Raw genomic sequence first — 12,295 nt, 5'->3', positions numbered from 1 at the left:
TATGACGAATCCTTACCTCTGGGTTAAAACTTTCCACATCGTCTTGATCACTTCATGGTTTGCTGGCTTATTTTATTTGCCTCGTATCTTTGTGAACTTGGCTGATGAGAAAAATCCAGATGCTTATGCACGTCTTTTGGGGATGGCTGATCGTCTCTACCGCTTTATGACCATCTTGGCTGTTCCGGCTCTATTGCTTGGGATAACACTTTGGCTTTACTTTGGCGTTGGTGCAGGCGATATCTGGATGCACGCGAAGTTATTTTTTGTTCTTTTACTCATTGCTTACCATCATATTTGCTATAGCTTGCTCAAGAAGTTCCGTGCTGGCGTGAATACGAAGTCAGGCATTTGGTATCGCTGGTTTAATGAAGTGCCAGTCATTCTGCTGCTAGTCATTGTTACTCTAGTTATTTTTAAGCCCTGAGTTCGACTCAATATTACGACCCCTGTATTTTTTATTACTCTTTTTAGACTGTTAGCCCCATGAGATTTTTTGTTGTTTGTCCAGGCGGTTTAGAAGTACCGCTTGCTCAGGAGCTCGCAGAGATTGCTCAGCGCCCCGATTCTAAAGCCTTGGGGACTTGGGTGATTGATCCAACCCCGACCAGCCCAACCGGTGGAATTGGTCTTGCCGCTCCGATTTCTGCAGCAATGGCCCTGAATTTACATTCCAGAATTGCCAGTCGTGTTTTATTGCAGATGGCGCAAGCCTCTTATCGACAAGAAGAAGATCTGTATAAATTGGCAAGCGGCTTAGCCTGGGAAGATTGGTTTACCTCTCAGCAGACTTTGCGTGTTGACGTGACTGCCCATCGATCTCCACTGAAGAGTTTGAACTTTGCCACTCTAAAGATTAAAGATGCTATTGTGGATCGCTTGCGCGATGTTACCGGTGATCGTCCCAGTATTGATACAGCATTTCCAGATGTACGTGTACAAGCACATTTAACTGCAACTCAAATTACGATCTATTTAGATACTTCTGGTGAAGCGCTCTTCAAGCGTGGTTGGCGTGATGAAAAAGGTGATGCACCTCTTAAAGAGAATTTAGCTGCAGGTATTTTGTCCATTACCGGTTGGAAGCCAGGCCAGTCCTTGTTCGATCCAATGTGTGGCAGCGGTACTTTTTTGATCGAGGCCGCTCAGATAGCCCTGTCTATTCCGCCTGGAGCGATAAGGGCTGGAATGTATGGTGACGATAGCAAATCTAGTAGATTGGCCTATCGCCCCTTAGTAACTTCTGCAAATGGTTTTGGTTTTCAGAGACTCAAGCCATTTCAGGAGGCTGCAGAACAAAAGCGTTGGAGTAATTTAAAAGAAGCATCGCTTTCAGAAATACTAGAAAAGCGAAAGCAATACCCTAATGTGGATTCCTTGAGAATTAGCGGTGGTGATATTAATGAAAAACTAGTCTCTATGTCTAGAGCTAATTGGCAGAGAGCGCAGTTACCAGATCAACCGCTTGTTCGACAAGTTGATGCTCTGGCAAGTAAACCCCCGACTAATACTAAAGAAGGTGTGATGTTATTAAATCCACCTTATGGCGAGCGCCTTGTCATTAAAGGCGGCAGAGGAGGTGGTCAAGATCGTGATGCCCGTGACGAAGGTGATACTGACTATGACGCTGAGCCAGAAAATCGCTTTGAGATGAATTTAGAAACAGGCCGTCAGAGTGCCAAGCGCTCTAGTCGTGAGTCTTTGAAAAAACTTCAAGCCCAGGAGGAGCAAGATCCCAAGTTTGTAGAATTCTTGCGTCAATTTGGTCAACACCTGAAAGATGCTTTTGGTGGATGGAATGTCTTTGTATTGACTGCTGATATGGCTTTGCCAGGACAATTGCGTATTAAGGAATCTAAGCGCACCCCATTATTTAATGGCCCACTCGAATGCCGTTTGTTTAAATTTGAGATGCATGCAAAGCGCCCATCTTCAAGCGAAGACTAGGTGCTTTAGAATAAAGTGATTAATGAAGAAATAAAGCGGAGAGTCAGTAAATGGAATTTAAAACGTATATGTGCCTCATCTGTGGCTGGGTCTACGATGAAGCTGCTGGCTTGCCTGAAGAGGGTATTGCTCCAGGCACTCTCTGGAAAGATGTGCCGATGAATTGGTCATGCCCAGAATGTGGCGCTCGTAAAGATGATTTTGAAATGATGGCGATTTAATTAGGAATTGATTGTGGCAAAAGTAGACAAAAACGAAGTTTTATTTGAGCGCGCCCAAAAAACGATACCTGGGGGCGTGAATTCTCCAGTACGGGCTTTTCGTCAGGTAGGAGGTACACCCCGCTTTATTACTAAAGCTAAAGGACCTTACTTTTGGGATGCAGAGAACAAGCGTTATATCGATTTGATTATGTCTTGGGGCCCCATGATTGTTGGCCATGCAAACCCAGAGGTAGTGGAGGCAGTTCAAAAGGCCGCAGAAACGAGTTTTAGTTATGGCGCTCCAACTGAAGGCGAGATTGAGCTTGCAGAGCGTATCTGCGCCTTAATGCCTAGCGTTGAGCAAGTGCGAATGGTCTCAAGTGGTACCGAGGCGACGATGAGTGCCCTGCGCCTTGCGCGTGGCTATACCGGTCGTGATTTAATTATTAAGTTCGAAGGTTGTTATCACGGTCATGCCGATAGTCTTTTAGTGAAGGCAGGGTCTGGCTTGTTGACTTTCGCTGATTCCACTCAAAATGCCCCGTCTTCTGGTGGCGTACCGCAAGATTTAGTGAAGCACACATTGGTGTTGCCATATAACGATGTTGCCGCAATTGAGGAGGTATTCAAAAAGCAGGGTGATCAGATTGCAGCTGTAATCATAGAGCCCATTGCTGGCAATATGAATTTGATTAAGCCCTCAACAGAATTTTTATCAGCGATTCGTAATCTCACTAGCAAGTACGGTAGTGTTTTAATTTACGATGAAGTCATGACTGGCTTTAGGGTTGCTTTAGGCGGCGCTCAGTCGCTGCAAGGCATTACTCCTGACCTTACTTGCTTAGGTAAGGTGATGGGTGGTGGCATGCCTATGGCAGCTTTTGGTGGTAAAAAAGAAATCATGTCAAAGCTAGCTCCTTTGGGCAGTGTCTACCAAGCAGGTACTTTGTCTGGTAATCCAGTGGCGGTGGCAGCGGGCCTTAAGACTTTAGAGATTATTTCTCGAGCAGGATTCTATGAGTGCCTTACTGGTCAAACTGAAAAGTTAATGATGGGTATAAAGCAGGCTGCAGATAAAGCCAATATTCCATTTGCAGTTGATAACGTAGGTGGCATGTTTGGTTTTTACTTTACTAGCCGGATTCCGACTTCTTATAAAGCAGTTACCCAATCTGATATCGAAGCGTTTAAGAAATTCTTCCATTTAATGTTAGATGAGGGTGTGTATCTTGCGCCATCAGCTTACGAAGCTGGATTTACCTCAATTGCGCATGACAATGAAGTAGTTAATGCCATCATTGCTGCAGCCGAGAGCTCATTTAAAAAGCTATAAACTGCTAACACTTCATTGATGCAGTAATTACATTCTGAGTGGATGGTCATAGCCATCCACTTGAACAATCTCAAGACTTTTTGAATCTTTGTTAGTGTTGGAAATTTCCAAGGCTGTCAATTTTCCACCCCATACACAACCAGTATCTAGGCCAATGACATTGTTATGTCTTAGTAGGCCCAATGTAGACCAATGACCAAAGTAAATCAGGGTATCTGCAGTTTTGCGTTTAGGCACATTAAACCAAGGGATGTAGCCTTTAGGGCCATTCTCTAAGCCTTCTTTGCTTTCAAACTCCATCTGTCCGGTTGGCGTGCAAAAACGCATACGGGTGAGCGTGTTAGTGATGAGACGTAAACGCTCATCACCTTTTAATGAATTACTCCATTTGTTTGGAGTATTGCCATACATGTTGGCTAAAAATTCTTTATAGGATTTACTGCGTAGAGCCTTCTCAACTTCTTGTGCGCATTCGAGGGTTTGCTGCAAGTCCCATTGGGGAAGTACGCCAGCATGTACTGTAAGCACTTTGCCATTGCTAAGTGCCATTGGGCGCTTGCGTATCCAATCGATGAGTTCTTTACGATCAGGCGCTTTTAAGATGGCGTCCACCGTATCTAAACCCTTGGTCTTACGTAGCCCAGCATCAATGGCTAATAAGTGCAGGTCATGATTGCCTAAGATGCATTCGGTGCGGCCAGACTCTTGCAGGGATTTAAGTTTCCTCAAGGCGCCAAGCGAATCAGGGCCGCGGTTAACCAGGTCTCCTAAAAAAATCAGATTAGATTTTGTGGGAAGCTTTTTGAGTAAGGCTTTGAGTGAGGGGCCGCATCCTTGAACATCGCCCACAGCATAGATTTTGCTCATACCCTATCTTAGTGGAAAAGCGAAGCTAGGCCCTCAGGAGTTGACTTTTTTGACCACGCTATAGCGCACCAAAGTTTTCTTGCGGGCCTCATCGTGGTCAACGATAGGCATTGGATAGTCTCTGCCTAGCGCTACACCAGCAGCCTCAAGTTCAATATGGCCAGACTCCCACGGGGCATGAATCGATTTTTTCGAGAGCTTGTCGAGTTGCGGAAGATAGCGTCTGATAAATTTGCCCTCAGAATCAAACTTTTCAGATTGTGTAATGGGATTAAAGATGCGGAAATAAGGCTGGGCATCGCAGCCTGATGAAGATGCCCATTGCCAACCACCATTATTTGATGAGAGTTCAAAGTCGTTGAGGTGCTGGGCAAAATAGGCTTCGCCCCAGCGCCAATCAATGCCGAGATCTTTGGTGAGAAAGCTAGCTACCACCATGCGCAGACGATTGTGCATATAGCCACTTTGATTCAGTTGATGCATTGCTGCGTCGATCAGTGGATAACCCGTTTTTCCTTCACACCAAGCTGCAAAGAGTTTCTTGGCATTAGCGCCACTTTCCCAGGCAATGTTGTCATAGTCTGGTTTGAAGGAAGCACCTTTGGCTAGTCTTGGGTGATTAGCCAAAATCATGAAATAAAAATCACGCCAAATCAGTTCGCTTAACCAGATCGTCGCACCCATACTGCCAGCTAGCATGCGACGATGCGCTTCGCGGACTAAGCCTCTAATCGAAAGCATCCCAAAGCGTAAATGGGTTGATAAATAACTAACCCCTTTAATCGCAGGAAAGTCTCTGCCAATTTGGTATTGATCAATACGAGAAAGGAAGTCTTCTAAAAATGCTTGTCCACCCTCAGAGCCTGGTGGTAAATAGGTCTCAATCCCGGTGGCGCAAAAGCCCATAGACTCTAATGAGGGGAATGGGGTATCTAGCTTTTTTGGAATGGCAGCAAATTGGCCAGGCTGAGGATTACATTCATATGCAGCTAAATCTTTTTCTTGCAGCGTTTTGAGCCAATTATTTTTATAGGGCGTGAAGATAGAAAACACAGTATTTGAGTTGGTGAGAATTTCTTTCTTCTCAAAAATGACTTGATCTTTAAAGTCTTCAAACTGAATACCGAGCTTCTCTAAGAGAGATTTAACGGCCCCATCTCTTGCAATTGCGGATGGCTCATAGTCGTGATTAGTAAATACGGTATTAGCACCAAGTTCCTTAGCAATCTGTGGAATACATTCAATAGGCTTGCCAAAGCGAACGATCAGGCCACCACCTAAAGCGCGCAGTTCCTCATCTATTTGTTTTAGGCCTTGCCATATGAAGTCAACACGGCGCTCATGTTTTAAGCCTTTAGCATCTAACTCTCCCTGGATGAGGGGTTTGAGAATATCGGTATCAAAAATAAAGGCTATCCAAACCTGTTTGGCTTCTTTCAGGGCGTGGGAAAGTGCGGCGTTGTCATAAAGACGAAGATCGCGACGGAGCCAAACGAGAGCTTTTTGCATAGACCCTATATTAGGGCTAATTTACAAGATTTGCCTGGCACCAAGGTAATATCTATTGCATTATGGATAACCTATTTTTTCTAATTTCAAAATTGCTGCATTTCTGCATAGAACCCCTTAACTGGGTCATTATTTTTGTTTTACTTAGCTTGCTCTTTTTGAGCCTAAGAAAGCCCCATCTTTGTAAACGGTTTTTAGTCTTTGCACTTCTGGATTTACTGATTGTTGGATGGTTGCCTACTTCAGAGGCTTTTGTGCGAGCGTTGGAAGATAAGATTCCTAAAGCTGATCTTGCTTCTATACCTGAAAAGGGTCTTGGGGGGATCATTATTTTGGGTGGTGCTGTTCGTAGTGGGAGGATTGGCCCAGAACGAGGAGAGGTTTCTCTTGGGGCATCTGCTGAGCGAATCACCAAAGCATTTGAACTCATGCGTAAATACCCAGATTTACCTTTTATTTTTAGCGGCTATTCAGACAAAATCTCTCCGCAGGGTGTTTCGGAGTCTGAGGCTTTTAAGCAGCTAGTGATTGAGCAGGGGTTCATAGATAGGCCCGGATATTATGAAAATCAGTCACGTAATACTTATGAAAATGTGATTTTCATGAAGCCGATGATACGTGAGATTGATAAAAGCGATCCTCCAAAACCATGGTTGCTGGTCACCTCTGCCAGGCATATGTATCGCTCAACTTTAATTTTTCATAAGCAGGGAATAGATGTCATCCCTGTACCAGTGGATTACCAAACAGGGAATAGTCTCAATTGGGCTTCTTTTGACCTTGAAGAGGGTGCCCATCAATGGAATAAATTAATTCACGAAAGTGTTGGTTTAGCAGCTTATTGGGTTACTGGAAAGCTTTAGATATTCTGTAAAATAGACCTATATGACTTCGGCCAAAAAAGCACCCCCTGCTTCAGACCCAGCGTCTGCGCTACAGCCTTCGATTTCTTTTTCAGCCACCCATTTAGCAAATCAATTTCTAGTTGCTATGCCTGGCATGGTCGATCCTAATTTTTCACGGTCTGTTATCTATCTTTTTGAGCATACCGAGAGAGGTGCAATGGGCTTGGTTGTTAACCGGCCAACCGAATTAGATCTCGCAACTTTGTTTGACAAGATTGAACTTAAATTAGAAATTGCTCCTTTGTTGAAGCAATCAGTGTATTTTGGCGGCCCAGTTCAAGTAGAGCGAGGTTTTGTTTTGCATGAATCTCACTCCAGCCCATCTTATAGCTCCTCATTGATTATTCCTGGCGGTTTAACAATGACAACCTCTAAAGATGTTTTAGAAGCCTTAGCTATTGGCAATGGGCCCCGCAAGTTTTTGATGACCTTAGGCTATGCCGGCTGGAGTGCTGGCCAGCTTGAAGAAGAGATTACATTGAATGGATGGATGAATGTCCCTCTTTCACGTCAACAGATGGGTGAGATTATTTTTGATACCCCCTCGAGTCAACGCTATGAAAAAGCAATGAGCCATTTAGGCTTCGATCCATCACATTTATCTGGAGAGGCAGGGCATGCCTAATCCAATCAATAGGCCGATGACAATACTGGCTTTTGATTATGGAACGCGTCGGGTTGGCGTGGCAGTGGGCAATACAGAGACTAAGGTAAGTCAGGCATTAAAGACCATAGCCGCTGCTAATGCAGATGTACTCTTTCAGGAGCTTGAAAATCTTGTGAAAGAGTGGCAGCCAGATCAGATCGTAGTGGGGCTCCCAACTCACCCTGACGGTTCTGAGCATGAAATGACCGCCAAAGCGAAGCGTTTTGGCAATCAGCTGCATGGGCGCTTCAATTTGCCCGTCAGTTGGGTAGATGAGCGCTACACATCAGTAGTTTTGGAGGGGGATCCCCAGATGCATGACAATCTAGATGCGCATTCTGCTGCGCTCATTTTGGAGCAATATTTTGCAGAATATCAATCAGTATCAGGGCTAAAGAATGAACGCTGAATCCTTATATCAAAAATTACTAGAAAATCTGCGTAGTAGGTTGCAGTGCGGACCTTTTGAGCTTGCTGGCCTGGCTATGGGAGGAGCATGGATTGCTCAGCGTTTAGCCCAAGATTTGGAATTACCTCACTATGGCGTGATTAATGTGGCCTTTCATCGGGATGATTACGCAGAAAAAGGGATGACTGCTTTAAGAACGTCGAGCACCATGCCTACTAAGCTACCTTTTGATGTTAATGGAGCAAACATCATCTTGATTGATGATGTTTTGTTTACGGGTAGAACAGTGAGGGCAGCTTTAAATGAATTATTCGATTTTGGTCGGCCCGCACAAGTCGAATTGATGGTCTTGGCTGATCGCGGTAAACGTGAATTACCTATCAGCGCCAATTTTGTAGGTGAAGCAATTGAAGTTCCGGATCAAAAAATCTTGGTGCTAGAAAAAGATGCAGCTGGCAAGTTCAGCTTTCAGCTTGAGGAGCGTGAATCATGAACTCAGCAAATCAATTTAATTCAGCCGGCGAGTTAACCCATCTTCTGACCTTAGAGGGTTTACCAAAAGAGCAAATTCTCCATATTTTGGATACTACTAAACAGTTTGTCAGTGTTACCAATCCATCGAGAGAGGTGAAGAAGGTTCCCTTATTGCGAGGCAAGAGCGTATTCAATCTTTTCTTTGAAAACTCAACCCGTACGCGCACTACTTTTGAGATTGCTGCAAAACGCTTATCTGCAGATGTCATTAATTTAGATATCTCTACTTCCTCGACTGCTAAGGGCGAAAGTCTTTTAGATACAATTGATAACTTAGTAGCGATGCAGGCAGATATCTTTGTTGTACGCCACGGTGTTTCTAAGGCGCCAATTGAAATTGCAAATCATGTACCAGCACATGTCCACGTAGTCAATGCAGGTGACGGTAGCAACCAGCATCCTACTCAAGGTTTGTTAGATATGTACACGATGCGCCACTTTAAGAAAACCTTTAAAGGCTTGAAGGTTGCTATTGTTGGTGACATTGTTCATAGTCGGGTAGCTAAATCGAATATTCATGCTCTCACCACCTTAGGTTGTGAAGATATACGTGTGATTGGCCCGGAAAGTTTGCTGCCAAGTAATTTGGATATGCTCGGTGTTAAGGTATTCCATAGTATGGAAGAAGGGCTCAAAGGTGTTGATGTTGTGATGACCCTGCGTATTCAGAAGGAGCGCATGGAGGCTGGTCAAGTTCCTGAAGGTGATGCATTCTTTAAGCAATATGGCTTGAACCCTGTCCGCCTAGGGTTGGCGAAATCAGATGCCATCGTGATGCATCCTGGCCCCATGAATCGTGGTGTCGAAATCGATTCAGTAGTAGCTGATGGCCCCCAATCAGTGATCTTGAATCAAGTGACCTTTGGAATTGCTGTGCGCATGGCTGTAATGTCGATTGTTGCGAGTAATTAAGTTAGCACGTGACACAAAATACAGCAGAGATGAATGCCGTGCCAGCAAAAAAATCTTGGCTGATTTTGTCGCATGGTTTTAATATGGATGGCCGAGCCTCTAGTCAGACTATCACAGACAAAATTCCCTATCTTTTAGAGGCAGGTATTCAGCCGATTGTCTTTAGTGCGATCACTGGCATCAAAGATCAACGCTTTCCTCATCGCCAGTTTTTAGCTTGGGGTCCTGCGGCATTTCGTTTTGATTTCCGTCACTGGATTGCCAATCAATACGGCCGCGGTTTTATCTATAAGCTTTTGACAAGTGTAGTTTCAGTATTGCTGGCCCCCTTTATTGCTCTAGAAAAACTTTTTTTAGGTTATTCGAGTCAATGGTCATGGGCAATGCCTGCATTTATGCATGGCCGGGGCTTAGTTAAATCAGGTAAGGTGGATTTGGTTTTCAGTACTGGGGGTGCTTGGTCCGCCCACTTGGCTGGTCTCTGGTTAAAGAAGGCAACAGGCGCAATTTGGATTGCTGAAATTCATGATCCCTTAGTGATTCGTAAAGATCCCAATGATCAAGGTTTTGAAAAGCCTAAAAACCGCGATGCTCGCTTTAGACATTACTTAGAAAGCCAATTGGCCAAATACGCAGATCAGGTGTGGTGGTTTACTGAAGGCGCGCTGCATTATGCAAAGGTGCGCAATCCCAATTTAAATACTCCAAATAATGCGCACGGGTTTATGGTGCTACCGGGAGCGGAGCCACCGGGCGGGCTATCTTCTGCCAAGCCCCATACCTATTCAGACAAATTAAATCTATGTCATTTCGGTTCTTTAGCTAATGATCGTTCTTTATCTACTATCCTCAATGCTTTAGTTCCTTTGTTTAAAAAATATCCAGAGGCAAGAGATTTGATTCGAGTTCATGCTTACGGTGCACCCTTAGATTCTTTAACGATTGACGCTATTCAGAGCCTAGGATTTAGTGATGTGCTGCAATCTCATGGCCGACTTGAAAAAGATCCAGACACTGGTAAGTCTGGGCGTGAGCGTGTAGTAGAAAAGATGCAAGAGGCAGATGTATTGATACTGCTGCATGGTAATGATGAGTGGTGCGCTGAATATATACCTTCCAAGTTTTATGAATACCTGTGGACTGGTCGCCCTATTTGGGCCATTACGCATCGAAATCCACAGTTAGATCAGATGTTGCAAGACCGCGGTGCTTACCTTAGCTTAGAAGGCGATAAAGCGGGAATTTCTATGGCGCTAGAAAGAATCTGGTTAGACTGGCAACAAAAGCAGCTACGCATTCCTGGTGGTAAGCCCATTGGGGTAAAGCAGGCAGTGTATAAAATACTTTCTGAAGTTCAGAAAAATAAGGAAAGCATTTGAAAGATCTCGTTCTCTATTGCAAGTCATATCGACGGGATTTTCTACGTCTAAAGCGTTTGCTAGAGTCAATTCAGAAATATAACGTAGATCAAATCCCATTGTATATTTCAACCCCACAAGATCAATGTGAGGAACTAAAGAATATTCTTGGTTCGAATATCGAATACCACTGGGTATCCGATGAATCCATCATTGCAGCTAATCCAAGAGTAAAAGCAGGAATAGAGAAAACTAGGTCTGGTTCTTTAGCACAGCAAGCGATCAAGTCTGAGTTCTGGAGACTAGGAATCTCTGAAACCTATGTTTGTCTTGATTCAGACTGCATCTTTCTCAAAGAATTTGGCCGTAAGGATTTCATTGCGCCAGATGGCAATCCGTATACCGTTATTTACCAGAATAAAGAATTTTTTCAGTTGGCAATTGACCGAAATCATTCGAAGGTTGTGGAAAATTTATGCCTTGAAGGAGATCGAGTTAAAGCTTTATTTGGTAGAAATGGACCTAATTATTATTGCCCTTGCCCACCGTTTATTTGGTCAGCCAAAGTTTGGCGCTCGCTCGATGAGCAATTTCTCATTCCTAAGGATCTGACCTTCTGGGATATTTCTACTACAGACCATCCAGAGACACTGCTGTATCTTGAAGCGCTCTTGAATTTCCAAGCTATTCCATTAAAACCCATAGAGCAGTTGTTCCGGATTTACTACTATGACTGGCAGTTTTATTTATTGCAAAGGTTGGGGGAGTCTGAAAATAGGCTTACCAAGAATTACTTGGGAGTTATTTATCAATCTAACTGGGATTCGGATTTAGATCTTGGGGTGCCTGAAAAATCATTGCTTTCAAGGGCAAACAAAAAAGTAAAAAGATTTTTGCGCTATTTACAAAGCTATCTCTAGAAGATGAATTTCGATTGATGACAGCTACCCCTTTACCATTCCAGATCTTAGTTATATCTTTGCGTAGATCACTCGATCGAAGGGCAAAGGTCGAGCAAGAGATGCAGCAGATTTCTCTGCCATGGGCCTTCTTAGATGCAGTTGATGGTTCTGCCTTGCAGAGCCCTCCAGCTGAATATAAAGCCTTCAAAGTTAAATGCTTGCAGGGTTATGAGTTAACGCCCAATGAAATTGGTTGCTATCTTTCTCATAAGGAAGCCTGGAAGCGCTGTGTTGAGAAAAATACTCCGACATTAATCCTTGAGGATGACTTTGTCTTAGCTCCAGAGTTCGGACGTGTTATTCAGACCCTTCTAAGCAACCCAGATACTTGGAGTTTTGTGAGGCTGCAAGGGCTTTATGAAGTTTCGTATGAAGAAGTGGCCTTGATTGATGGCGTTCGCTTGGTCAAAAATATGGGCGATGCTGTTGGTGCAACCGCATATCTCTTAAAGCCAGAAGTAGCCCATACTTTAGTTCATGAATCATCTGATATTTATGAGCCAGTAGATCATTTTTTAGAGCATCAAAAAAAGCATGGCCTAGAATTTTTGGCTGTACGCCCTTATCCAGTCGACATCACTCGGGCTAAGTCTACGATTGATGATAGAGATGAGCGAGCTCCAGTTCAGGGTCTCAGAAAACGTTTACGCTCTGTTGCTCGAGCTCTTGATCGCGCATTTAGTAAAAGACCTTGGTTTCCAAGGTAGTTA

General features: G+C 44.0%; 14 protein-coding genes. 12 read left to right on the top strand and 2 right to left on the bottom strand.

Annotated elements, in window-relative coordinates; genetic code table 11:
* The first annotated feature begins 1 nt into the window (after nt 1).
* Genes ICN29_RS05240 through hemL form a run of 4 tightly spaced genes read left to right on the top strand, consistent with a single transcriptional unit; the run spans nt 2 to nt 3,483 of the window.
* Nucleotides 2–427 (top strand): CopD family protein, encoded by a 426-nt coding sequence (locus tag ICN29_RS05240; RefSeq protein WP_216130397.1) that lies wholly within the window; start codon nt 2–4, stop codon nt 425–427.
* Nucleotides 428–486: 59 nt separating this feature from the next.
* A complete protein-coding gene (locus ICN29_RS05235; protein ID WP_216130395.1) occupies nt 487–1,947 on the top strand; it encodes a THUMP domain-containing class I SAM-dependent RNA methyltransferase in 1,461 nt (486 codons plus the stop codon).
* A gap of 50 nt (nt 1,948–1,997) precedes the next feature.
* Nucleotides 1,998–2,168 (top strand): rubredoxin, encoded by a 171-nt coding sequence (locus ICN29_RS05230; RefSeq protein ID WP_216130393.1) that lies wholly within the window; start codon nt 1,998–2,000, stop codon nt 2,166–2,168.
* 13 nt (nt 2,169–2,181) lie between these two features.
* Complete coding sequence (hemL, locus tag ICN29_RS05225; RefSeq protein ID WP_216130391.1) at nt 2,182–3,483, top strand: glutamate-1-semialdehyde 2,1-aminomutase; 1,302 nt, start codon at nt 2,182–2,184, stop codon at nt 3,481–3,483.
* Between the two features lie 27 nt (nt 3,484–3,510).
* Here the strand turns inward: hemL and ICN29_RS05220 are convergent, their stop codons facing one another.
* The gene (locus ICN29_RS05220; RefSeq protein WP_216130389.1) at nt 3,511–4,350 is read right to left on the bottom strand and encodes a symmetrical bis(5'-nucleosyl)-tetraphosphatase; all 840 of its coding nucleotides are present in this window, start codon (nt 4,348–4,350) and stop codon (nt 3,511–3,513) included.
* 33 nt (nt 4,351–4,383) lie between these two features.
* Nucleotides 4,384–5,859: a cryptochrome/photolyase family protein gene (locus tag ICN29_RS05215; protein ID WP_216130387.1), complete on the bottom strand. Its 1,476-nt coding sequence runs from the start codon at nt 5,857–5,859 to the stop codon at nt 4,384–4,386.
* Nucleotides 5,860–5,921: 62 nt separating this feature from the next.
* Here ICN29_RS05215 and ICN29_RS05210 point away from each other — a divergent pair, with 62 nt between their 5' ends.
* The 8 genes from ICN29_RS05210 (at nt 5,922) to ICN29_RS05175 (ending at nt 12,292) form a co-directional block, all read left to right on the top strand.
* Nucleotides 5,922–6,722 carry a YdcF family protein gene (locus ICN29_RS05210; RefSeq protein WP_216130385.1) on the top strand — a complete coding sequence of 267 codons (801 nt, stop codon included), beginning with the start codon at nt 5,922–5,924 and terminating at the stop codon, nt 6,720–6,722.
* A 127-nt stretch (nt 6,723–6,849) separates the two neighbouring features.
* Nucleotides 6,850–7,389: a YqgE/AlgH family protein gene (locus ICN29_RS05205; protein ID WP_255538141.1), complete on the top strand. Its 540-nt coding sequence runs from the start codon at nt 6,850–6,852 to the stop codon at nt 7,387–7,389.
* Nucleotides 7,382–7,819 carry a Holliday junction resolvase RuvX gene (gene ruvX, locus ICN29_RS05200; protein ID WP_216130381.1) on the top strand — a complete coding sequence of 146 codons (438 nt, stop codon included), beginning with the start codon at nt 7,382–7,384 and terminating at the stop codon, nt 7,817–7,819. Before ICN29_RS05205 ends, ruvX begins: the two co-directional genes overlap by 8 nt.
* Entirely contained in the window at nt 7,809–8,312 is a 504-nt protein-coding gene (gene pyrR, locus ICN29_RS05195) for a bifunctional pyr operon transcriptional regulator/uracil phosphoribosyltransferase PyrR (RefSeq protein ID WP_216130379.1), read from the top strand. The genes ruvX and pyrR overlap by 11 nt, the downstream gene beginning before the upstream one ends.
* The gene (locus ICN29_RS05190) at nt 8,309–9,265 is read left to right on the top strand and encodes an aspartate carbamoyltransferase catalytic subunit (protein ID WP_216130377.1); all 957 of its coding nucleotides are present in this window, start codon (nt 8,309–8,311) and stop codon (nt 9,263–9,265) included. The genes pyrR and ICN29_RS05190 overlap by 4 nt, the downstream gene beginning before the upstream one ends.
* An 8-nt stretch (nt 9,266–9,273) precedes the next feature.
* Nucleotides 9,274–10,644, top strand: a complete 1,371-nt coding sequence (locus tag ICN29_RS05185) for a glycosyltransferase family protein (protein WP_369411634.1) — start codon at nt 9,274–9,276, stop codon at nt 10,642–10,644.
* Complete coding sequence (locus ICN29_RS05180; RefSeq protein WP_216130375.1) at nt 10,641–11,543, top strand: DUF6492 family protein; 903 nt, start codon at nt 10,641–10,643, stop codon at nt 11,541–11,543. Before ICN29_RS05185 ends, ICN29_RS05180 begins: the two co-directional genes overlap by 4 nt.
* Before the next feature lie 17 nt (nt 11,544–11,560).
* Complete coding sequence (locus tag ICN29_RS05175) at nt 11,561–12,292, top strand: glycosyltransferase family 25 protein (RefSeq protein ID WP_216130373.1); 732 nt, start codon at nt 11,561–11,563, stop codon at nt 12,290–12,292.
* Nucleotides 12,293–12,295: the final 3 nt, after the last annotated feature.

It is taken from the genome of Polynucleobacter nymphae (genome assembly GCF_018882155.1).
GTDB classification, from domain to species: domain Bacteria; phylum Pseudomonadota; class Gammaproteobacteria; order Burkholderiales; family Burkholderiaceae; genus Polynucleobacter; species Polynucleobacter nymphae.
Note: the sequence above shows the minus strand (reverse complement) of the source record. Positions and strands in the feature narration are given on the sequence as shown.

Excerpts from the sequence above, each read along its gene's own strand:
- ICN29_RS05240 (WP_216130397.1), top strand. The coding sequence starts at position 2 with ATGACGAATCCTTACCTCTGGGTTAAAACTTTCCACATCGTCTTGATC.
- ICN29_RS05235 (WP_216130395.1), top strand. The coding sequence starts at position 487 with ATGAGATTTTTTGTTGTTTGTCCAGGCGGTTTAGAAGTACCGCTTGCT.
- ICN29_RS05230 (WP_216130393.1), top strand. The coding sequence starts at position 1,998 with ATGGAATTTAAAACGTATATGTGCCTCATCTGTGGCTGGGTCTACGAT.
- ICN29_RS05220 (WP_216130389.1), bottom strand. The coding sequence starts at position 4,350 with ATGAGCAAAATCTATGCTGTGGGCGATGTTCAAGGATGCGGCCCCTCA.
- ICN29_RS05215 (WP_216130387.1), bottom strand. The coding sequence starts at position 5,859 with ATGCAAAAAGCTCTCGTTTGGCTCCGTCGCGATCTTCGTCTTTATGAC.
- ICN29_RS05210 (WP_216130385.1), top strand. The coding sequence starts at position 5,922 with ATGGATAACCTATTTTTTCTAATTTCAAAATTGCTGCATTTCTGCATA.
- ICN29_RS05205 (WP_255538141.1), top strand. The coding sequence starts at position 6,850 with ATGCCTGGCATGGTCGATCCTAATTTTTCACGGTCTGTTATCTATCTT.
- ruvX (WP_216130381.1), top strand. The coding sequence starts at position 7,382 with ATGCCTAATCCAATCAATAGGCCGATGACAATACTGGCTTTTGATTAT.
- pyrR (WP_216130379.1), top strand. The coding sequence starts at position 7,809 with ATGAACGCTGAATCCTTATATCAAAAATTACTAGAAAATCTGCGTAGT.
- ICN29_RS05190 (WP_216130377.1), top strand. The coding sequence starts at position 8,309 with ATGAACTCAGCAAATCAATTTAATTCAGCCGGCGAGTTAACCCATCTT.
- ICN29_RS05175 (WP_216130373.1), top strand. The coding sequence starts at position 11,561 with ATGACAGCTACCCCTTTACCATTCCAGATCTTAGTTATATCTTTGCGT.